Raw genomic sequence first — 19,349 nt, 5'->3', positions numbered from 1 at the left:
GCGACAAGGGCGGAAACCCGCCCGGATCGGGCGTTAGGCTGACTCGCATGAACTCTCGGCCCGCCGGCGTCTCGGCCAGGCCCGTCGACGACTACCGCGACAGCATCGAACAGCTGCTGCGGCCTCTGGCCGCGCGCGCGGTCGAGTCCGTTGCGGTACCGCGGGCACTGGGCAGGCAGCTGGCCGAAGACGTCCGTTCGCCGATCGATCTCCCGGTCTTCCGCAACTCCGCGATGGACGGATACGCGGTGCGCGCCGAATCGGTGCTGGTCGCGCCGGTCACCCTGGCTTTGGCCGGTGTCGTCGCGGCGGGGGCGGCGGGCCGCGCGCCGCTGCCGCCGGGCGCGGCGATGAAGGTGATGACCGGTGCGCCGATCCCGCCCGGCGCGGACTGCGTGGTGCCGGTGGAGGACACCCACGCCGGCGACGGCACGGTGACCGTCGAACGCGGCCGAAGCGCGGGCGAATTCGTGCGGGAACCGGGCACGGACGTCCGGGCCGGGGAACTGCTCGCGCGGGCGGGCACCATGCTCGCACCCCGGCATGTCGCCGCCCTGGCCGCGGTCGGGCTGTCCGCGGTGGCGGTGTTCCGCGCGGTACGCGGCGCGGTGATCACCACCGGCGACGAGCTGGTCGCGGCCGGAAAGCCGCTGCGCCCGGGGCAGATCTACAACTCCAACGGCGTCGCCCTCGCCGCGGCGCTCGCGGCGAACGGCGTCGAGGTGGTCTCGGTGGCGCACAGCACCGACGATCCGGCGCGTTTCCGCACGCTGCTGTCGGCCGCGGTGCAGCGCGCCGACGTGGTGTTCACCTCCGGTGGCGTGTCCAAGGGCGACTTCGAGGTGGTCAAGGACGTGCTCGAGCCGATGGGCGGGCGATTCGGCTCGGTGGCGATGCAGCCGGGCGGCCCGCAGGGGCTGACCGTCGTCGACGGGGTGCCGGTGCTCAGTTTCCCCGGCAATCCCGTCAGCACGATGGTCTCGTTCGAGGTGTTCGCCCGCCCGATCCTGCGGCACCTCGCCGGTCTGCCCGAGGTGGACACCTACGAACTTCCGCTGGTCGACGCCGTGCCCCGCTCGCCGGAGGGCAAACGCCAGTTCCTGCGGGGCAAGCTGCGCGGGCACTCGGGCGAATCGTGCGCGCCCGGACGGCCGCGGGCGGTCGAGGTGGTGTCCGGTCCCGGCTCGCACCTCGTGGCGGCCATGGCGAAGGCCGACGTGCTGATCGAGGTGCCCGCCGAGGTCACCGCGCTGCCCGCGGGGGCACTTGTGCGAGTGTGGTGCTTATGAGCGAGTTGTCCCACGTCGACGACGAAGGTCGCGCCCGCATGGTGGATGTGAGCGCGAAGAGCGAGACCACCCGGATCGCCGTCGCGGCAGGCGAGTTGCGTACCACGGCCGAGGTGGTCGCCCTGGTGCGGGCCGACGGCATGCCGAAGGCGGACGTGCTGTCCACTGCCCGCATCGCGGGCATCACGGGGGCGAAGAAGACCTCCGAGTTGATCCCGCTGTGCCACCAGCTGGCCTTGTCGTCGGTGCGGGTGGAGTTCGGCTTCACCGAGTCCGCGATCACGATCGAGGCCACCGCGAAGACCAAGGGCCCGACGGGTGTCGAGATGGAGGCCCTGACCGCGGTCGCGGTCGCGGGGCTCACCCTGCACGACATGGTGAAGGCGGTGGACCCCGCGGCGGTACTCACCGGCGTGCGCCTGCTCACCAAAGAAGGCGGCAAGCACGGTCATTGGGAGCGCCCGGCCGACGCGGACGCCGACGAGACCGAGGTTCGGCCGGGCACCGGCGACGAGTTCGCTCCCGGTGTGGCGCGAGCGGACATCTCCGACTACGCCGAGCCCGAGTTCGGCGCGCAGGAGCGCTCGGCGGTGGTGCTGGTCGCGTCGACCGGTGTCGCGGCGGGCACCCGCGCCGACACCACCGGCCCGGTGCTCATGGAGTGGCTGTCCGGTCGCGGCTTCTCGGTGCGGGGCCCGCTTGTCTACGCCGACGCCGAGATCGAGTTCGGTTTGGCCGACGCGCTGCGCTTCGAACCGGCACTCGTCATCAGCACCGGCGGAACCGGCGCTTCCCCCACCGACGCGACGCCGGAGGCGACCCTGGCATTGCTCGATCGCGAACTACCCGGCGTGGCGGAGGCGATCCGGCAGCGCGGCACCGCGAAGTTTCCCCTGGCGGCGCTGAGCCGTGGCGTGGCCGGGCTCGCGGGACGCTCGGTGATCGTGAATCTGCCCGGCTCGCCGGGCGGCGTGAAGGACGGCATCGCGGTGCTGGAACCGCTGCTGGATCATCTGCTCGCACAAGTCGCCGGAGGTGGAAGTCATGACAACAGCTGAGGCCACGGTCCGGCTCGCCCGGATCAGCGACCAGCCGCTGGACCCAGCGGAGGTCGAGGACGCGGTGTCCGGACCGCACTACGGCGCGGTCGTGGTGTTCACCGGGAAAGTCCGCGACCACGATGGCGGGCAAGCCGTTTCGGCCCTGGAATACTCCGCGCACCCGCAGGCGGAGCGATTCCTGCACACCGTCTGCGCCGAACTCGCCGCCACGCACGGCTTGCCGGTCGCGGCCGTGCACCGCGTCGGGTCGCTCGGCATCGGTGACCGCGCGATCGTCGTCGCGGTGGCGGCGGCGCATCGCGGCGCGGCGTTCGCGGCGTGTGCGGAACTGGTGGATCGGATCAAACACGAAGTCCCGATTTGGAAGCGCCAACTGTTCGCCGACGGTCTGTCGGAATGGGTGAACGCCTGCGGGTGATCCGACCGACATGGATCTCACGACGAATCGACATGTCCGGCATAGCGTGTGCGCGCTCACCGCGGCGTATAGCGCCACACCCCCAGCATGCTGTGCGCATCGAGCGGTTCGGCGGCCTCGTGCACAGTGTCGCGCAGCCTGGCCAGGGCCTGGTCGGTGTGTAGACCGGCACCGATGAGCACCAGCCGCGCTCCCCGCGACTCGCCGCGCGACCAGCCACCCGGCTCGAAGACGATGTGGCGGCCGACCATGTGCAGGACGAATTTCCTGCGTTCGCCGGCCACTCCGAAAGCGGCGAAGCCCTTGGCCCGGAACAATCCGGGCGGCGGGTCCTCCAGGAAGCCGATCAGTTTGCGCGGGTCCAGCTCGCGGTCGCTGTCGAAGCAGACACTGGTGTAGTCGTCGTGCAGATGGCGGTGCCCGGCGTGGTCGTCGTGCTCGTGCTCGACGAGGAGTTCGTCGAAGCTCAGTTGCTCGGCCACCAGCGGCCGCTCGCGCCGCGGTCGGTCGAACAGCAGCCCGGGATCGATCCGGCCGTAGCTGGTCGCGTACACCGGCACCGAGCCGACCAGCGCCGCGATGTCCGCGCGCAGCCGTGCGAGCTGCTCGGATACCACCCGGTCCGCCTTGTTCACCACCACCAGGTCGGCCAGCCGCAGATGTGTGCGCAGCTCCGGATGCCGGGCACTGCTGTCCGGAAACTGTTCGGCGTCGACCACCTCGACCAGGCCGCCGTAGCGCAGACGCGGATTGTCGCTGCCGACCACCATCCGGATGAGGTTGCGCGGTTCGGCCAAGCCGCTGGCCTCCACCACGATCACATCGATCGCGGCGCGCGGCTGGGTGAGCCGGGTGAACAGCTCGTCCAGTTCGGTGACGTCGACCGCGCAGCACACACAACCGTTGCCGAGCGAGACCATGGCGTCGACCTGCCCGGCGACCAGCATCGAATCGATGTTGATCGCCCCGAAGTCGTTGACCACCACGCCGATCCTGGTGCCCCGGTTGTCCCGCAGCAAGTGATTGAGCAGCGTGGTCTTCCCGGAACCGAGGAACCCCGCGACCAGCACAACAGGAATCCGGTCAGCCATTCCGCTCACCCTAGTGCGCCGCCGCACCCGCGGAAAAAGCCGGACGCCATCCCCGACGTGGCGAGGATGGCGTCCGGTGGGTTCGGTGGGCGGACTATTTCGCGGGGCCCAGCAGCATGCCTGCCAGGCTGTAGCCGAGATTGATCAGTTCCGTGGTGATGGCGTTGTTGTCCAGACCGAGCATCTTCGCCAACGGCATCAGCAACTCCATGATCGAGGCGTTGCCCCCGGCCGTCCCGGGTGACTGCTGCGCGTTCGGCGTGCCCGGCGATTGGGTTCCGGAGGTCCCCGGCGATTTCGGCGCAGTCGACGTGCCGTATGACTGCGGTGTCGACGTTCCCGGCGCCGGGTTCGGCGTCGAAGTGCTCGGAACCGGCTGCGCCTGCGGCACGGCGGGGGCGGCCGGACTCTGCGGCACACCGGGAGTCGGGTAACTCTGCGGCACCGCGGGAATCGTCTGGGCCTGAGGTACCACCGGGTTCGTCTGAGCCTGGGGAGCGACCGGGTTCGTCTGAGTTTGCGGTGTTCCCGTCGTCTGAGCCTGCGGTGTTCCCGGGGCGACCGCGGGATGGTCGAACGACGCACCCTGCGGGGTGGTCTGGTCGCCCTGCTGATCCGGCGCGGCACTCGGCCGCGGTGTGCCGAGCAGATACCCGACCACGCCGGTGGTCAACGCGATCGCGTGCTTGAGCTGCCCGTCGGGTGTCTCCAGCGACGCCGCGTCCTCGGGATTGGCGCCGTTGCCCATCTCGAGGAAGACGAGGGGGACGGTGGTCAACGCCGGCCCCGCGATGTCCCTGCGGGTCTGCAGACCGTCCACCACGCCGCCGTAGTTGGCGGGCGGGAATCCCGCCTCGCGGTACGCGTCGCGCACCGACTTGGACGCGGCCAGTCCCGCGCCCGCCTGGACCTGATCGACGACCAGATTAGGGATGGGCAGCTCCGGAATGATCAGGTGGAACCCGCGATCCTGCGCGGGCGCGCTGTCGGCATGGATGCTCACGGCGACGTCGGCGCCGGACTGGCTCGCCGCGCGCGCCCGGTCGTCGACGCAGCCGCCCCAGTTCATGTCGTCCTGGCGGCTCAGCACGACATGCGCGCCCAGCGTCTCCAGTGACGTTTTCACAACCTGTGCGACGTTCCAGGTGATGGTGTGCTCGGGAACGCCGTTCATCGTGGTCATGCCGGTGGTCTGGCAGTCCTTGGTGCCGCCGCGACCATCACTGACCTGTCTGGCCAAGTCCTGGGAGTGATTCGACCCCTGGTGGCCGGGGTCGAGGAATACGGTCTTGCCCGCGAGCTTCTTCGACATGTCCAGCGGCGACGGCGCCGCCTGCGCGCTGACCGGAAGCAATCCGGACAACGTCACCGTGACCGCGGCCGTGACCGCGGTGCAGATACCGGCTTTGACGATGCTTGGCTTCATAGTGCGGTCGGTGCCCCGGGACGGGGCACCCCTCCCTTCCCACTTGTAACACCAAACCCAATGGTCACTTTGGCAACGCATGTATCAGCAAGGCAAGGTCCGTAATCGAAGTGTTACAGCACGCGCGATCCCCGGCGGTCGAATCCGCCACGATGGTTTGCGCAGAGATAGCAGAGCGTAATACACCAGGGTCAGCGCTGTCCCTACCGGCACGCCGAAACACTCGAAGACTTCCCGATAAGTCCGGATCACTCGGGATTATCTGGGTGATAGCGCAGTCCGGGCGAGCCGGGCCGGAATCGCAGATTCGGGCTCACCGTCCGGTCGGTTCTGGTATTGAACCGGTATGCGTGCCAGTGCGCTCCTCCTCGGGGAGCCATGAGCGTCGCCGTGACCCTGTTCGCCACGGCGACGGCGAGCGCCGAACCCGCGAACACCATCGCGCACGACGGCGTCTACTTGGTCGGCGTCGACATCGGGCCAGGACTCTGGGAGGCGCCCGGCACGCCCGACCCCGCCTACGCCTGCGATTGGCGCAGGCTGTGGAAGGTCGAGGGGGACAACACGAACATGCAGTACATCATCGCGAACAACTACACCCGGCTCAGCCCGGTCCGGGTGCAGATCAAGCCGACCGACGTCGGGTTCAAGACCGAGAACTGCGGACCGTGGCGGTTGCTCTCGACGCCGCCGCCGACCGGCTCGTTCGGTGGCTGAAGCGCAGCGGCATACCTCCACCCCCTCCGCGGCCATGCGCAGGCCTGCCGAGCCTACGCCGTGGCGGCGCGGGTCTACGCCGTGGCGGCGGATGAGCTGAAGGCCGCTTATTTGACCAGCGTGAACTGCACGACGTCGATGCGGCCGGCGCGGAATTGCTCCGCGCACCCGGTCAGGTACTTCAGATATCGGAGGTAGACCTCCTCGGACGCCAAGGCGATCGCCTCCTCCCGGTGCGCCCGCAGCGCCTCGGCCCAGCAGTCGAGGGTGCGCGCGTAGTGCGGTCGCAGCTCCTGCATCCGCTCCGTGCCGAACCCGGCGCGCCCGGCCAGTCGTGTTACCTCGGCGGGATGCGGCAGCTGCCCGCCGGGAAAGATCTCTCGTTTGATGAAGATCTGGAACAGCGCGTCGTCCCGGGTCACCGGAATGCCCATGCGCCGCAGGTCTTTCAACGTCCATCCCACGATCGTGTGCAGCAGCATCCTGCCGTCCGGCGGCAGCATCCGGTGACATCGCTGGAAGAACGTCTCGTAGCGCGTACGCCGGAAGTGCTCGAACGCGCCGATGCTGACGATTCGGTCGGCTTCGCCCTCGTATTCCTCCCAGCCCTGCAGCCGGACCCGCACTCCACGGATGTCCTCGCGCTCGATCTTGCCCCGGATGTAGTCGTACTGGTTGCGGCTGAGGGTCAGCCCCACAACGGCCGCACCGTAGGCGGTGGCGGCGCGCAGCATCGTCGAGCCCCACCCGCATCCCACGTCCAGCAGGGTCATCCCCGGCCGCAGGTCCAGTTTGCCGAGGGCCAGATCGATCTTCGCGCGCTGCGCTTGCTCGAGCGTCATGTCCGGTCGTTCGAACCAGGCACAGCTGTAGGTCATCGTCGGATCGAGGAAAAGCGCGTAGAACTCGTCGGAGAGGTCGTAATGGGCCTGCACCTGCCGATAGAACGGTTGGAGGTTGGTCATCGCGGGCTCCTGTTCTTCGGGTTCATCAGCTGATACCCGCGCGACGGCGCCCCGTTTCGGCCCTCGCCGACCGATACGGAACCGATGTGCAGGTCTCCGTAGGGCAACGGCGGCAGAGGTGACTGTAGCGGCCTTTTCGCCTTCAGCCGATGATGACGACCGCGCAGGCCGCGATGAACAGGAGCTGAACCAGCGCCCGCAGCGGCAGCGGCATGGTCTTGATGCCCAGTTCGGCGCGGGCGGCGCGGACGTTCGCCGGGAACAGCGCCACCAGCAGCGCGATGAGGCAGGCGGCGGCCGGCTCGGCGGTCGCGGGAATGAGCACGCCCACCGCGCCCGCCAGTTCGAGCACGCCGGTCAGCGTCACCAGTGCGGGTGCGTTCGGCAGCCGCGGCGGCACCATGGTGATCAGAGCGTCGCGGCGCGGCTGGACGAAGTGCGCGCTCGACGTGAGGACGAGCATCGCGGCCAGCCCGAGCGCGGTCGCGTGCGCCCACGAATCGAGCCGGCCGTTGCCGGTCAGCCAGCCGATGAGCCGGACGACCGCGGTGACGGTGACGAGGACGACCAGCGGTGCCATCGGAATCTCCTGTGGATCGACACGCAAATCTTGACAGTGGAAAGATACGACCGCGGTCAGGAACTTGTCAATGTCTAGATGATCGGTCACCATCGAGGTATGGCGAAGGACGGCTATCACCACGGAGATCTCCGCGCGGCGCTGCTCGCCGCCGCCGCCGAGCAGATCGCCGCCGACGGCGTCGACGCTCTCTCGTTGCGCAACCTGGCCCGGCACGCGGGCGTCTCACACGCCGCGCCCGCCCACCACTTCGGCGATCGGGCCGGGTTGCTCACCGCGTTGGCCACCGAGGGCTTCGAACTGCTCGCCGCACAGCTCGCGCGGGCCGGTGCGGATTTCCGCGAGGTCGCGGTGGCATACATCCGCTTCGCGCGCGAGCATCCCGGACATTTCGACGTGATGTTCCGGCACAGCCTGTTACACGCGGAGGACGCGACCTTGCGCGCCGCCCGAGAACGCTCCGCGGCGACGCTGCGATCGGGCGTCTCCGGCATCCAACCCGGCCGCGGCCAGGAGCGTCGGCAGGCGACCCAACTCGCCGCATGGTCGCTGGTCCACGGCTTCGCTTCGCTCTGGCGCGAAGGGGCACTGCATAATTCGACACTGGCTATCGATTCCGATCCGGAGGTCCTGGCCCGCACGATGCTGTCCACCATCCGTTTCGACTGACCGCAAACCGGTTTGCGCCGAGCCGCCACCGTGCTATCCAGAGACCAGAAGGAGCGGGCGGCCCCATCCCAGCTGCCATCGACACATGGACATCCACGCCTACCCCACCGACGCGACCACACCGGTGGACCCGACCGAGGCACACCGGATCACCGACCGACATCTCACCACCGGCGACTACGCCGATCGCGGCATCACCTATCAGCTCACCGAATTCGACACCTGCTTCGTCGCTGTCGCGACCTTCCCCCGGCCGCCGCACGCCGAGCCGGACAGCCCGCCGGTGATCGTCGGCGGCTCCGTGTGCGTCATCGACAAGCCCACCGGGGCGGTCTCCTACTGGCCGACCTACCCGGCCGACCTGGTCGCCGACCAGTACGCGACCGCACTCCGCGACGGAACCCTCGTCATCGAGGACGGTTGGCCGGAGGACGAGCCGGACGCGTGATCGACCCGACGGCCGGCCATCCCACGCCGCGGGCGACCGGCATTCGACGTGCGGCCTGCGGCGCCGAAACCGATGCCACGACCTTCAGCGCCGGACTCACCTTCGACAACGCGGTACCCGGCTCCGCGCTCTCCGTGACCGTCTCGCCTGCCACGCGGTAGCGGCGTCGTCCTCCGATTCAGAACGCGGGCTGAGCAGGCAGGTCCGGGTTCGGCTTCGGGGCGGGTTCGCCGGCGTCCGGGATGTCGGTGCCGCGCAGTGAGGTTCCGGCGGTCTCGCGCAAGTAGTTCCAGGCGAGCAGGCCGATCAGCGAGGCGCCGACCACATAGACGGCGGGGAACAGCGACCAGCCGGTGGTCTCGATGACGGCCTCGTTGATCAGCGGGGCGGTGCCGCCGAAGATCGCGGTGGAGACGTTGTAGGCCAGAGCGAAGCCCGCGTACCGGACATGGGTCGGGAAGATGGCGGGGAAGGTGGAGCTGATGGTGGACAACTGCGGCACGTACAGCAGCCCGAGCACGATGAAGCCGAGGATGGCCCAAGCCGTGCCCTGACCCATCAGCCAGTACATCGGCACCGCGAGCACGGCCAGGCCCGCCAGCGAGAACAACCACATCGGGCGGCGGCCGACGTTGTCCGACAGCCGGCCGAAGAACGGCAGTACCAGCATCATCACCACTTGCCCGAGCAGCATCATCGCGGTGGTGGCCGACTCCCCCAGGCCGATCGTTTTCTGCAAGTAGGTGGGCTGGTAAGTCAGCAGCGTGTAGTTCACCACGTTGAGCGCGACCACCAGTCCGGCCAGGGTGAGCGTCTCGCGCCGGTAGGTGGTCAGCACCTCGCGCAGGCCGCCCGGCGGCCGCTTGTGCTCGGCGACCTCGGTGAACACCGGGCTCTCGTCCAGCTTGGCCCGCAGGTACCAACCGGTCAGGCCGAGCGGGATGGCGATCAGGAACGGGATGCGCCAGCCCCAGTCGTGCATGGTGTCCGAACCGAGCGTGAGCTGACAGGCCAGCACCGTCGCGGAGCCGCCGACGAAGCCGGCGAGCGTGCCGAATTCCAGGAAGCTGCCGAGGAATCCGCGTTTGCGATCGGACGCGCATTCGGCGAGATAGGTTGCGGCGCCGCCGTATTCACCGCCGGTCGAGAAGCCCTGCACGACGCGCAGCAGGATGAGCAGGATCGGGGCCGCCACCCCGACGGACGCATGGGTGGGCAGCACGCCGATGGCGCCGGTGGCGGCGGCCATGAGCAGGATCGTGGTGGCCAGCACCGCTTTGCGCCCGATCCGGTCACCCAGCGGACCCCACACCATGCCGCCGAGCGGCCGGAGTACGAACGAGATAGCGAAGCCGAGCATGGTGCCGAGAGTGCCGAGTTCGCCGGGGAAGAAGGCGTCGGTCAGGTACGTCGCGGTCGCCGCGTAGACGCCGTAGTCGAACCATTCCGTCGCGTTGCCCATCGCGGAGGCCGCCACGGAACGTCGCAGCGGAGAACTTTCGGATGTTCGATCGGTCACGTGCACGTCCTCTCCAGTCCGTCACGGACCTCGGTTCGTTCCACCTCCGATCCCTGGAACCGAAGTGGGGCACGAAACAGACCAATACCCGGGATTCGCACCCGGCAAACAGTCATGCGACCGGAAGAGAGTCAGCGCATCCACCCTGACCTGCGACTCCGCAGCGCGTTGTGATGTCGGTCACGTAAAGCCCGGACTCCCCTGAGCCGGCATGTGACGACGCCCGCAATCGCTTCCGTCCGAGCACGACGGCGAGAGCGGCCGGTGGGCTGCGTCGGCACCGCCCGTCGGCGGCGCTACAGCGGCGTCACGTACGCGCCCGCGATGCCGCCGTCCACCAGGAACTGGGAGGCGGTGATGAACGAGGAATCGTCACTGGCGAGGAAGGCCACGGCGGCGGCGATCTCCTCCGGTTCGGCGAACCGGCCGAGCGGCACGTGCACCAGGCGGCGGGCGGCGCGCTCCGGGTCCTTGGCGAACAGCTCCTGGAGTAGCGGGGTGTTCACCGGCCCGGGGCACAGGGCGTTCACCCGAATGCCCTTGCGGGCGAACTGCACGCCGAGTTCGCGGCTCATCGCCAGCACGCCGCCCTTGGAGGCGGTGTAGGAGATCTGCGAGGTCGCCGCGCCCAGCACGGCGACGAAGGAAGCGGTGTTGATCACCGAACCCTTGCCGCGCTCGAGCATGTGCCCGATGGCGTACTTGCTGCAGAGGTACACGGAGGTCAGGTTGACCTCCTGGACCCGCCGCCACGCGTCGATGCCGGTGGTGAGGATCGAATCATCGTCCGGCGGGGAGATGCCCGCGTTGTTGAACGCGATGTCCAGCCCGCCGTAAGTGTCGACCGCAGTTTGGAACATGGCTTGGACCTGTGCTTCATCGGTGACGTCCACCCGCACGTACCGGCCGCCGACCTCCTTGGCGGCCGCCTCGCCGGTCCCGGCGTCGATGTCCGCGACCACCACCTTCGCCCCCTCCGCCGCGAAGCGACGGACCGTGGCCAGACCGATACCGCTCCCGCCGCCGGTGACGACGGCGACCCGATCCTGTAAGCGCTGCAACGTATCTCCTGTCGGATATGCGGATGTCACTACGTGGCGAGGAAGACATTCTTGGTCTCGGTGAACGCCAGCGCGGCGTCGGGCCCGAGTTCGCGCCCCAGCCCGGACTGTTTGAAACCGCCGAACGGCGTCCAGTACCGCACGGACGAATGCGAGTTCACCGACAGGTTGCCCGCCTCCACACCGCGGGCCACCCGCAGCGCCCGGCCGACATCGCGGGTCCAAATCGAGCCGGACAGGCCGTAATCCGTGTCGTTGGCGATGCGCAGCGCGTCGGCCTCGTCCTCGAACCCGACCACCGCGACCACCGGGCCGAACACCTCCTCGGTGAGCACCCGGTCGGTGGGCGCGTCGGGCAGCACCACAGTCGGCGGAAACCAGAAGCCGGGGCCATCGGGCGCGCTTCCGGTGAACGCGACCTTGGTCGAAGGCTGCACGAACTCGGCCACCCGCGCCCGGTGCACGGCCGAGATGAGCGGGCCCATCTCGGTGGATTCGTCGGCCGGATCGCCGACCCGCACCCCCTGCACGGCGGGCTCCAGCAGTTCGAGGAAACGGTCGAACACGCTGCGCTGCACCAGGATCCGGGAGCGGGCGCAGCAGTCCTGCCCGGCGTTGTCGAACACGCCGTAGGGCGCGGTCGCGGCCGCCTGTTCCAGGTCGGCGTCGGCGAACACGATGTTCGCGCTCTTGCCGCCGAGTTCCAGCGTCACCCGCTTCACCTGCCGCGCGCAGCCGGCCATGATCTGCGTGCCCACCTCGGTGGAACCGGTGAACACCACCTTGCGGACGGCCGGGTGGGTGACGAAACGCTGCCCCACCACCGACCCCTTGCCGGGCAACACCTGGAACACGCCTTCCGGCAGACCCGCTTCCAGCGCGAGCTCGCCGAGCCGCACGGCGGTCAGCGGCGTGAGTTCGGCGGGTTTGAGCACCACGGTGTTGCCCGCCGCGAGCGCGGGCGCGAAACCCCACGCCGCGATCGGCATCGGGAAATTCCACGGCACGATCACCCCGACCACGCCGAGCGGTTCGTGGAAGGTGATGTCGACTCCGCCCGCGACCGGAATCTGGCTGCCCAGCAACCGTTCCGGCATCCCGGCCGCGTAGTGCAGGACGTCGCGGACATTGCCCGCCTCCCAGCGCGCGTTGCCGATGGTGTGCCCCGCGTTGGCGACCTCGAGCCGGGCGAGGTGCTCGACATCCGCGTCCACCGCCTCGGCGAACCGGCGCAGCAACCGCGCCCGGTCACCGGGCGCCACCGCGCGCCACCCGGCCGACGCGCGCTGTGCCGCGGCGATAGCGGCATCGGTCCCGGCTTCGTCGACGAGCTCGACGGTCGTGACCACCTGTTCGGTCGCCGGGTTGCGCACCTGCGCTGTCGTCACGAGTCCCGCCCCTTTCGGTAGCTGTCCGCCGCCTCCGCCAGTGCCCGCACCAGCCTGCGATCGGCGGCGTCGGCCTCCGGATGCCACTGCACACCGACCAGGAAGGACCCGTCGGTGGACTCCACGGCCTCGATCGTGCCGTCGGCGGCGTACGCGCAGGCGGTCAGGCCCTCGGCAAGGCGATCGACGGCTTGGTGATGGTGGCAGTGCACCTTCACCTCCGGACCGGCCAGCCGCGCGACCCGGGTGCCCGCGATGGTCAGCACCCGGGTGGTGGTGAACCCGCCCTCGACGCCGGAGTGCTCCTCGTGCCCCACCACATCGGGCAGATGCGGGATCAACGTGCCGCCGAGCGCCACATTCGCCAGCTGGAGCCCGCGGCACACCGCGAGAATCGGCACGCCCGCGGCCCTGGCCAGCTCGAACAGGGCGAACTCCGACTCGTCCCGCTCCGGCCTGGTGTAACCGGGTATGCCGGTCGAAGAGCCGCCGTAGCGGGCGGGATCGACGTCCGCGCCGCCGGTGAGCACCAGCCCGTCGAGCCGCCGCACCAACTCCGGACGCGCGACGCCCGCGGGCGGCAGCAGCACCGGGATGCCGCCCGCGGCGGCCACCATCTCGACGTAGGCGTGCGGCAGCACCGCGCACGGCAGCTCCCATGCGTTGAAACGAGCCTGCTCCACATAGGTGGGCAGGCCGATCACGGGACGGGCTCCCGCGACCTCAGAGTCGTTCGAAACCACGGATACGCTCCCAGTCGGTGACCGCGGCGTCGTAGGCGTCCAGCTCCACCCGCGCCGCGTTGCGGTAATGCTCCACTACATCATCACCGAAGGCCGCGCGGGCCACCGTGCTGTCACCGAACAGCTGGGCCGCTTCGCGCAGCGTACGCGGCACCCGGGGGCGCTCGGAGAGGTAGGCGTTGCCGTGGAATTCCGGTTCCAGCGGCAGGCGCCGGTCGATGCCGTGCAGTCCCGCCGCGATCAGTGCGGCGACGGCCAGGTACGGGTTCACGTCACCGCCGGGCACCCGGTTCTCCGAGCGCAGCGCGTGGCCCTCGCCGACCACGCGGATGGCGCAGGTCCGGTTGTCGCGGCCCCACGCGATCGCCGTGGGCGCGAAGCTACCCGCGACGAATCGCTTGTAGGAGTTGATGTTCGGAGCCAGCAGGTAGGTGAACTCGCGCAGGCAATCCAGCTGGCCCGCGATGAAGTGCCGCATCAGCGGCGACATGCCGTCCGCGCCGTCACCCGCGAAGACCGGCTCGCCCGCGTCGCCGCGCAGGCTCACGTGAATATGGCAGGAATTGCCTTCCCGCTCGTTGTATTTCGCCATGAAGGTGAGGCTGCGCCCGTCCTGGGCCGCGATCTCCTTCGCACCGGTCTTGTAGATACTGTGGTTATCGCAGGTGACGAGGGCTTCGTCGTACCGGAACGCGATCTCGTGCTGACCGGGATTGCACTCGCCTTTGGCCGACTCGACATACATTCCGGCGCCGTCCATCTCCTTGCGGATACGGCGCAGCAGCGGCTCGATCCGCCCGGTGCCGAGCACCGAATAGTCGACGTTGTACTGATTGGCCGGCGTGAGCCCGCGATACCCCGCGTTCCAGGCCGCCTCGTAGCTGTCGTCGAACACCAGGAACTCCAGTTCGGTCCCGACGAACGCGCGCAGACCACGCTCGCTCAGCCGGTCCAACTGTCTGCGCAGCACCTGGCGCGGTGCCGCCGCGACCGGCTGTCCTTCCGGCACCACGTGCTCGACGTCGCAGAGCACCAGCGCCGTGCCCGGCCACCACGGCACGATCCGCAGCGTGCGCAGGTCCGGCCGCAACACGACGTCGCCGTACCCGGTCTCCCAGGACGAGAGGGCGTATCCGTCGACGGTCGCCATATCCACGTCCACCGCGAGCAGGTAGCCGCACGCCTCGGTCGCGTGCGCGAGCACCTCGTCCAGGAAATAGCGTGCGGCGCAGCGTTTCCCTTGCAGTCGGCCCTGCATGTCGGTCATGGCGACCAGCACCGTGTCGATCTCACCGGTATCGACCTGGTCCCGCAATTGCGCCACACTCAGCATCCCGCTACGCATCCACGACCCCTCTCGGCACCGACCGTGCTCACGGTAGAGCACAACGGACACCTTTGTGACGCGACACGGAATCTCGTCCCGCCGCGACAGTGCGCTCTCGGACCGGCTCGGCAATGCCTCGGTGGTGACCCAGCGAGGAGAATTTGTGTTAACTTCATCGAGAATGTCAGTTAACTTTATCTGATCGGAGATGGCTATGAGATCCGCCGTCGTCGTCGATGTCGTCCGCACACCGTCCGGTAAGGGCAAAGCAGGCGGCGGCCTGTCGGACGTGCATCCGGCCACCCTGCTCGCAGGCGTGCTCGCCGAACTCGTCGCCCGCAACGACCTGGATCCCGCTGTGGTGGACGACGTGATCGGCGGATGCGTCACACAGAGCGGGGAGCAGGCGTTCAACATCAGCAGGACCGCCGCGCTGGCCGCCGGGTTCCCGGAGTCGGTGCCCGCCACCACCGTGGACCGGCAGTGCGGGTCCAGCCAGCAGGCCGCGCACTTCGCGGCGCAGGGTGTCATCGCGGGCGCCTACGACGTCGCGATCGCGTGCGGCGTGGAATCGATGAGCCGCGCGCCGATGTTCTCCAACGGCCAGGGTAAGGACGCCAACCGCGGTCCGCTCGCCCACCGCTACCCGGACGGCCTCATCCAGCAGGGCATAGCGGCCGAGGTGATCGCCGCCCGGTGGAAGCTCGACCGCGCCGAGCTCGACGAGTTCGCGGCTCGCTCGCATCGGCTCGCCGCCGACACCGCGGCCCAAGGCGGTTTCGACAACGAACTGGTCGCGGCGGGCACCCTCACGGCCGATGAGACGATCCGGCCCGCCACCACCGGGGAAAGCCTCGCGAAGCTGCGGCCCGCCTTCGTCGACGATCAGTACACCGCGCGCTTCCCGGAGATCGAGTGGTCGATCACGCCGGGCAACTCCTCGCCGCTGACCGACGGCGCCTCGGCGGCGCTGATCATGAGCGAGGAGGCGGCGACGAAACTGGGCCTGCGCCCGCGCGCCCGGTTCCACTCGTTCGCCGTGCTGGGTGACGACCCCCTGCTCATGCTGACGGCCGTGATCCCGGCCACTCGCAAGGTGCTGGATCGCGCCGGGCTGCGCATCGATGACATCGACGCCTATGAAGTGAACGAAGCGTTCGCTCCCGTGCCCCTGGTCTGGCAGCACGAGCTGAACGCCGATCCGGACAAGGTGAACCCCCGCGGCGGCGCGATCGCCCTCGGTCACCCGCTGGGCGCCTCCGGCACCCGCATCCTGGCGACGCTGGTCAACCATCTGGAGCAGACCGGCGGCCGCTACGGCCTGCAGACCATGTGCGAGGCGGGCGGCCTGGCCAACGCGACGATCATCGAGCGCCTCGGATGAGCACCCGCACCGCACTGATCACCGGAGGGTCGCGCGGCATCGGTGCCGAGGTGGCACGCCGCCTCGCGGGGGAGGGTTATCACCTGACCCTCGCCGCGCGCACGCTCGACACGCTCGAGCAGGCCGCGGCGGGCCTGCGGGAGGAAACGGGAGCCGAGGTGCACCCGGTGGTCGCGCAGATGAACGACCTCGACCAGGTGCGCGCTCTGGTCCAGGCGCACGAGGAACGGTTCGGCGGAATGAACGCGCTGGTGCTGAGTGCGGGCACCGGCACGGCGGGCGCCGTGGCCGATCTGCCCGCGAAGGTGTACGAGCGCATGCTGGACGTGAATTTCCGTGCGCCGCTGACGCTCATCCAGGCCGCGTTGCCGCTGCTGCGCAAGAGCGCGGACGACGATCGGGAGCGTGGCGCGAAAATCGTCGCGCTGGCGTCGATCACCGGCGTAGCGGGAGAGGCGGGCCTGGCAGCCTACGGAGCCACCAAGGCAGCGCTCATCTCGCTGTGCGAGACGGTCTCCCTGGAGGAGTCCGCGAACGGCGTCAGTGCGACGGCGATCTCTCCCGGCTACGTCGACACCGACATGACAGCGTGGAAGCGTGATGTCCTCGACCGGTCCACCATGCTGACCACCGGAGACATCGCCGAGATGGTGCTGGCGATCACCCGGCTGTCCCGCAACGCGGTGGTGCCGAACATCGTGCTGTCACGTGCCGGTGACCAGCTGTGGCGGGCTTGAGCACCGTTACCTGGCAGCGACCGATCCGAGCCTGCGCAGGGTGGCCGCCCACGCCGTACCGCAGCGTTATCTGGCGACGACCGGCACGATCCGATGTAACGGAAGAATGCGAATTCGGGATCGGTGAATCCGATTCGGAGTTGCTGATCGAATTTTGAATTATCGGCGAGATTTCGTCGATAACGGATATTCGGGCCGAGGTTGCATCCTCGGCGAAAACAGTCCGGCGCCTACCGCAGATTCGCGGTAGGCGCCGGTGACGCATCAGAGGTAAGCGCCGCACACGGGCCAGGCGCCCGGACCCTGGGTCGCGAGAACGTTCTCCGCGACACGGATCTGCTCTTCGCGGCTGGCGTTGGCCGGGCTGCCGCTGCCGCCGTTGGCCTCCCAGGTGCTCTGGGTGAACTGCAGGCCGCCCGAGAAGCCGTTACCAGTGTTGGTGGACCAGTTGCCACTGCTCTCGCACTGCGCGACGGCGTCCCAGTTGTGGGCCGACGCGGTCGCGGTGGACAGACCGAACGGCACGGCGACGAAAGCGCCGATGGCCGCGGTGAAGCCGAGAACACGAGTGGTGAATTTACGGTTTTGCGACATGAGATTTCCCGCCTGCGCCCACCGGCTCGGCGAATTCGCCGTGCCCCTGTCCCCAGGAAGGTCGTGGACACTCGAACCGCGGGACAGGGTTTCCGGCGTTCTGCGATTCGAGCTCGATCTCGGTGTTGTCCCGAGCCGTGACCGACGTTAGCGGAGATATCGCCACAGATCACGTTCGAATAACGTGGCGGCAGTTTTAACCCCCAGTTGAGACTCTGCGCCATTCCCCCAGGTCGGACCTTGTAAATCGGCGGACATAGAACAACTGTTACACCTTCGTTATGTGACAGAGATCACCACTATATAGTGAATCGGATCGCATTTCCGCAGGTCCACGACTTGCAGTAGTAGGCAGATTGCGTCCTCCGGCCACCGCCGCAGCTGGAAGCTACCAAGCCGTTACCTTGCGCGAGCACCCAGAGATATCACCGTCACCGAGGGCCGGGCCGCGACGCCGCGACCGATCCGTGACCTCCACGCGAGGGCCCGACGACCTGCCGGATAGCGCCGTCGGCCCTGGACGCGCTCTCGCGGCAGCGAGATACCGCCGCCGGAACGCGCTGAACACGCCACTCCGGCGCCAGCTATTTGCCGTGCTCCCGCGCCCGGTAGAGCGCTTCGGTCTCCCCCACGACCACGCCGTCGGCATCGGTGACCACAGTCCGCAGATCGCGAGCGCGCCGCCGGGAATCTCGGCCACGGTGTACAACACACCGGCGTACATCACGCCGAAATTGTTGCCGTTGCTTTCGACGGACACCGAGGTCGCCGCGAACGCCCCACCTGCACTCCCATCTGGTCCGCGCACCACGATCCGACCGAGCGAATCCGCGCGCGTTCGGCGGTGGACGGAACTCCGGGATCATCCGCGTCCCCGGCCCAGCACGTGCGGTGGACCGCCGAGCATCTCGATCTCCAGCGCTTTCTGGTCGGACGCGATTGCCGGCGCGGCCGCGACGAACCGCGCGTCGGCGAAAGAAAGCCCGCTCGCTGCCGAGATCTCCGCCGCAGGGAGCCGCAGCTTGCCGGTATCCGGGGCCGGCCCGCCGGCCGCGGACCGGGAGTGGTGGTCGGGCCGACCCGCCTGCCGCAGATCGGGGGTACTGGTCGGGCCGACCCGCCTGCCGCGGATCGGGGGTGGTGGTCGGGTCGGTAACGCCTCGGTGCGCTGGTGGCCGGAGCACCACGACACCACCGAGAGGGCGCTCATCGACCCGCCTGACCACCGAGTGCCGGCTGCTCACAAGCAACGGGCTCCCCGATCCGAGCATCGCGGTCGGCCCCGAAAACCCCTGCTGGGCAAGTGATTCGAGCGCCCCGCAGGCGGCGGGTCAGCGCGCGGCAGGAACCACTTCGCGCGTGATGGCGTGTACGAAATCGGGCAGGTCACCGGGGTTGCGTGAAGTGAGCAAGGTCCACCCGCCCTCGGCGGAGCGCACCGCCGCTTCGTCGACCCAGTCGCCGCCCGCGTTGACGATGTCGGTCCGCAGCGAGAAGTACGAGGTCAGCGTCTTGCCGCGCACCAGCTCGGCGTTCACGAGCAGCCACGGGCCGTGGCAGATCGCGGCGATCGGCTTGCCCGCGCCCGCGAACTCCTTGGCCAGTTCGATCGCCCGGTCGGTGACCCGCAGTTTGTCCGCGTTCACCGTGCCGCCGGGGACGATCAGCACGTCGAAATCGTCCACGGAGACCTCGTGCACCGACGTATCCGGTTGCACGACGGCGTCTTTCTCCGTGTCGTGCAGGTAGGTCTGTACCTCCTCGCGCTTCGGTGCGGCATGGGTGACCCGCGCCCCGCGCTTGCGCAGTTCGTCGCGCGGCACCAGCAGTTCGTCCCGCTCCACTCCCGTATTCGAGGTGATGATCAGCACGCGCGTCCCATCCAATTGACCGGTCATGAGCCGCTCTCCTTTCGCCTCGGCGATGGTCCTG

21 protein-coding genes are annotated in these 19,349 nt (G+C 68.9%); 9 read left to right on the top strand and 12 right to left on the bottom strand.

The genetic code is table 11. The annotated features are described in order from the left end of the window. Positions 1-47 precede the first annotated feature (47 nt). From ACT89H_RS00820 to ACT89H_RS00810, 3 genes are read left to right on the top strand one after another with little or no spacing between them, the layout of a single operon-like run. A complete protein-coding gene (locus ACT89H_RS00820) occupies positions 48-1,289 on the top strand; it encodes a molybdopterin molybdotransferase MoeA (protein ID WP_445106530.1) in 1,242 nt (413 codons plus the stop codon). After that, on the top strand, positions 1,286-2,347 hold the full coding sequence (gene moaCB, locus ACT89H_RS00815) for a bifunctional molybdenum cofactor biosynthesis protein MoaC/MoaB (RefSeq protein WP_445106529.1): 1,062 nt from the start codon (positions 1,286-1,288) through the stop codon (positions 2,345-2,347). The genes ACT89H_RS00820 and moaCB overlap by 4 nt, the downstream gene beginning before the upstream one ends. After that, positions 2,334-2,768: a molybdenum cofactor biosynthesis protein MoaE gene (locus ACT89H_RS00810; RefSeq protein WP_445106528.1), complete on the top strand. Its 435-nt coding sequence runs from the start codon at positions 2,334-2,336 to the stop codon at positions 2,766-2,768. The genes moaCB and ACT89H_RS00810 overlap by 14 nt, the downstream gene beginning before the upstream one ends. A gap of 56 nt (positions 2,769-2,824) precedes the next feature. On the opposite strand, the gene ACT89H_RS00805 is transcribed toward ACT89H_RS00810, so the two are convergent. After that, positions 2,825-3,859 carry a CobW family GTP-binding protein gene (locus ACT89H_RS00805; protein WP_445106527.1) on the bottom strand — a complete coding sequence of 345 codons (1,035 nt, stop codon included), beginning with the start codon at positions 3,857-3,859 and terminating at the stop codon, positions 2,825-2,827. Between the two features lie 94 nt (positions 3,860-3,953). Further along, positions 3,954-5,285, bottom strand: a complete 1,332-nt coding sequence (locus tag ACT89H_RS00800) for an N-acetylmuramoyl-L-alanine amidase (RefSeq protein ID WP_445106526.1) — start codon at positions 5,283-5,285, stop codon at positions 3,954-3,956. Positions 5,286-5,663: 378 nt separating this feature from the next. Between ACT89H_RS00800 and ACT89H_RS00795 the strand changes: the two genes are divergently transcribed. After that, complete coding sequence (locus tag ACT89H_RS00795; protein WP_445106525.1) at positions 5,664-6,002, top strand: Rv1352/Rv1906c domain-containing protein; 339 nt, start codon at positions 5,664-5,666, stop codon at positions 6,000-6,002. A gap of 107 nt (positions 6,003-6,109) precedes the next feature. Here ACT89H_RS00795 and ACT89H_RS00790 read toward each other — a convergent pair whose 3' ends face one another. Continuing rightward, the gene (locus tag ACT89H_RS00790) at positions 6,110-6,967 is read right to left on the bottom strand and encodes a cyclopropane mycolic acid synthase family methyltransferase (RefSeq protein ID WP_445106524.1); all 858 of its coding nucleotides are present in this window, start codon (positions 6,965-6,967) and stop codon (positions 6,110-6,112) included. A 142-nt stretch (positions 6,968-7,109) separates the two neighbouring features. Then, positions 7,110-7,547 (bottom strand): DoxX family protein, encoded by a 438-nt coding sequence (locus ACT89H_RS00785; protein WP_445106523.1) that lies wholly within the window; start codon positions 7,545-7,547, stop codon positions 7,110-7,112. A 99-nt stretch (positions 7,548-7,646) separates the two neighbouring features. Between ACT89H_RS00785 and ACT89H_RS00780 the strand changes: the two genes are divergently transcribed. From ACT89H_RS00780 to ACT89H_RS00770, 3 genes are all read left to right on the top strand, one after another. Next, the gene (locus ACT89H_RS00780) at positions 7,647-8,216 is read left to right on the top strand and encodes a TetR/AcrR family transcriptional regulator (protein ID WP_445106522.1); all 570 of its coding nucleotides are present in this window, start codon (positions 7,647-7,649) and stop codon (positions 8,214-8,216) included. 85 nt (positions 8,217-8,301) lie between these two features. Then, a complete protein-coding gene (locus ACT89H_RS00775) occupies positions 8,302-8,664 on the top strand; it encodes an SUKH-4 family immunity protein (protein ID WP_445106521.1) in 363 nt (120 codons plus the stop codon). Then, positions 8,661-8,825, top strand: a complete 165-nt coding sequence (locus ACT89H_RS00770; protein ID WP_445106520.1) for a hypothetical protein — start codon at positions 8,661-8,663, stop codon at positions 8,823-8,825. The genes ACT89H_RS00775 and ACT89H_RS00770 overlap by 4 nt, the downstream gene beginning before the upstream one ends. A gap of 17 nt (positions 8,826-8,842) precedes the next feature. Here ACT89H_RS00770 and ACT89H_RS00765 read toward each other — a convergent pair whose 3' ends face one another. From ACT89H_RS00765 to ACT89H_RS00745, 5 genes are all read right to left on the bottom strand, one after another. Next, the gene (locus ACT89H_RS00765) at positions 8,843-10,126 is read right to left on the bottom strand and encodes an MFS transporter (protein ID WP_445107316.1); all 1,284 of its coding nucleotides are present in this window, start codon (positions 10,124-10,126) and stop codon (positions 8,843-8,845) included. 353 nt (positions 10,127-10,479) lie between these two features. Further along, positions 10,480-11,244, bottom strand: a complete 765-nt coding sequence (locus ACT89H_RS00760; RefSeq protein ID WP_445106519.1) for a 3-oxoacyl-ACP reductase — start codon at positions 11,242-11,244, stop codon at positions 10,480-10,482. Between the two features lie 29 nt (positions 11,245-11,273). Next, complete coding sequence (locus tag ACT89H_RS00755) at positions 11,274-12,632, bottom strand: aldehyde dehydrogenase family protein (RefSeq protein ID WP_445106518.1); 1,359 nt, start codon at positions 12,630-12,632, stop codon at positions 11,274-11,276. Next, positions 12,629-13,375, bottom strand: a complete 747-nt coding sequence (locus ACT89H_RS00750; RefSeq protein WP_445106517.1) for a gamma-glutamyl-gamma-aminobutyrate hydrolase family protein — start codon at positions 13,373-13,375, stop codon at positions 12,629-12,631. Before ACT89H_RS00750 ends, ACT89H_RS00755 begins: the two co-directional genes overlap by 4 nt. Next, positions 13,356-14,720 (bottom strand): glutamine synthetase family protein, encoded by a 1,365-nt coding sequence (locus ACT89H_RS00745; protein WP_445106516.1) that lies wholly within the window; start codon positions 14,718-14,720, stop codon positions 13,356-13,358. Before ACT89H_RS00745 ends, ACT89H_RS00750 begins: the two co-directional genes overlap by 20 nt. A 196-nt stretch (positions 14,721-14,916) precedes the next feature. Here ACT89H_RS00745 and ACT89H_RS00740 point away from each other — a divergent pair, with 196 nt between their 5' ends. Further along, positions 14,917-16,086 carry a thiolase family protein gene (locus ACT89H_RS00740; protein ID WP_445106515.1) on the top strand — a complete coding sequence of 390 codons (1,170 nt, stop codon included), beginning with the start codon at positions 14,917-14,919 and terminating at the stop codon, positions 16,084-16,086. After that, positions 16,083-16,823 carry an SDR family NAD(P)-dependent oxidoreductase gene (locus tag ACT89H_RS00735; RefSeq protein ID WP_445106514.1) on the top strand — a complete coding sequence of 247 codons (741 nt, stop codon included), beginning with the start codon at positions 16,083-16,085 and terminating at the stop codon, positions 16,821-16,823. The genes ACT89H_RS00740 and ACT89H_RS00735 overlap by 4 nt, the downstream gene beginning before the upstream one ends. 264 nt (positions 16,824-17,087) lie before the next feature. Here ACT89H_RS00735 and ACT89H_RS00730 read toward each other — a convergent pair whose 3' ends face one another. From ACT89H_RS00730 to ACT89H_RS00720, 3 genes are all read right to left on the bottom strand, one after another. Beyond that, entirely contained in the window at positions 17,088-17,417 is a 330-nt protein-coding gene (locus ACT89H_RS00730; protein ID WP_195078523.1) for a transglycosylase family protein, read from the bottom strand. Between the two features lie 862 nt (positions 17,418-18,279). Continuing rightward, complete coding sequence (locus tag ACT89H_RS00725; RefSeq protein WP_445106513.1) at positions 18,280-18,627, bottom strand: hypothetical protein; 348 nt, start codon at positions 18,625-18,627, stop codon at positions 18,280-18,282. A gap of 121 nt (positions 18,628-18,748) precedes the next feature. After that, the gene (locus ACT89H_RS00720) at positions 18,749-19,315 is read right to left on the bottom strand and encodes a type 1 glutamine amidotransferase domain-containing protein (RefSeq protein ID WP_445106512.1); all 567 of its coding nucleotides are present in this window, start codon (positions 19,313-19,315) and stop codon (positions 18,749-18,751) included. Positions 19,316-19,349: the final 34 nt, after the last annotated feature.

The sequence above is a fragment of the Nocardia aegles genome (genome assembly GCF_052545135.1).
This window is presented reverse-complemented; position numbering and strand designations above follow the sequence as displayed.

Bases quoted from the DNA above. Each gene is read 5' to 3' on its own strand.
- ACT89H_RS00820 (WP_445106530.1), top strand. From the start codon at position 48: ATGAACTCTCGGCCCGCCGGCGTCTCGGCCAGGCCCGTCGACGACTAC.
- moaCB (WP_445106529.1), top strand. From the start codon at position 1,286: ATGAGCGAGTTGTCCCACGTCGACGACGAAGGTCGCGCCCGCATGGTG.
- ACT89H_RS00810 (WP_445106528.1), top strand. From the start codon at position 2,334: ATGACAACAGCTGAGGCCACGGTCCGGCTCGCCCGGATCAGCGACCAG.
- ACT89H_RS00805 (WP_445106527.1), bottom strand. From the start codon at position 3,859: ATGGCTGACCGGATTCCTGTTGTGCTGGTCGCGGGGTTCCTCGGTTCC.
- ACT89H_RS00800 (WP_445106526.1), bottom strand. From the start codon at position 5,285: ATGAAGCCAAGCATCGTCAAAGCCGGTATCTGCACCGCGGTCACGGCC.
- ACT89H_RS00795 (WP_445106525.1), top strand. From the start codon at position 5,664: ATGAGCGTCGCCGTGACCCTGTTCGCCACGGCGACGGCGAGCGCCGAA.
- ACT89H_RS00790 (WP_445106524.1), bottom strand. From the start codon at position 6,967: ATGACCAACCTCCAACCGTTCTATCGGCAGGTGCAGGCCCATTACGAC.
- ACT89H_RS00785 (WP_445106523.1), bottom strand. From the start codon at position 7,547: ATGGCACCGCTGGTCGTCCTCGTCACCGTCACCGCGGTCGTCCGGCTC.
- ACT89H_RS00780 (WP_445106522.1), top strand. From the start codon at position 7,647: ATGGCGAAGGACGGCTATCACCACGGAGATCTCCGCGCGGCGCTGCTC.
- ACT89H_RS00775 (WP_445106521.1), top strand. From the start codon at position 8,302: ATGGACATCCACGCCTACCCCACCGACGCGACCACACCGGTGGACCCG.
- ACT89H_RS00765 (WP_445107316.1), bottom strand. From the start codon at position 10,126: ATGGGCAACGCGACGGAATGGTTCGACTACGGCGTCTACGCGGCGACC.
- ACT89H_RS00745 (WP_445106516.1), bottom strand. From the start codon at position 14,720: ATGCGTAGCGGGATGCTGAGTGTGGCGCAATTGCGGGACCAGGTCGAT.
- ACT89H_RS00740 (WP_445106515.1), top strand. From the start codon at position 14,917: ATGAGATCCGCCGTCGTCGTCGATGTCGTCCGCACACCGTCCGGTAAG.
- ACT89H_RS00735 (WP_445106514.1), top strand. From the start codon at position 16,083: ATGAGCACCCGCACCGCACTGATCACCGGAGGGTCGCGCGGCATCGGT.
- ACT89H_RS00730 (WP_195078523.1), bottom strand. From the start codon at position 17,417: ATGTCGCAAAACCGTAAATTCACCACTCGTGTTCTCGGCTTCACCGCG.
- ACT89H_RS00725 (WP_445106513.1), bottom strand. From the start codon at position 18,627: ATGAGCGCCCTCTCGGTGGTGTCGTGGTGCTCCGGCCACCAGCGCACC.
- ACT89H_RS00720 (WP_445106512.1), bottom strand. From the start codon at position 19,315: ATGACCGGTCAATTGGATGGGACGCGCGTGCTGATCATCACCTCGAAT.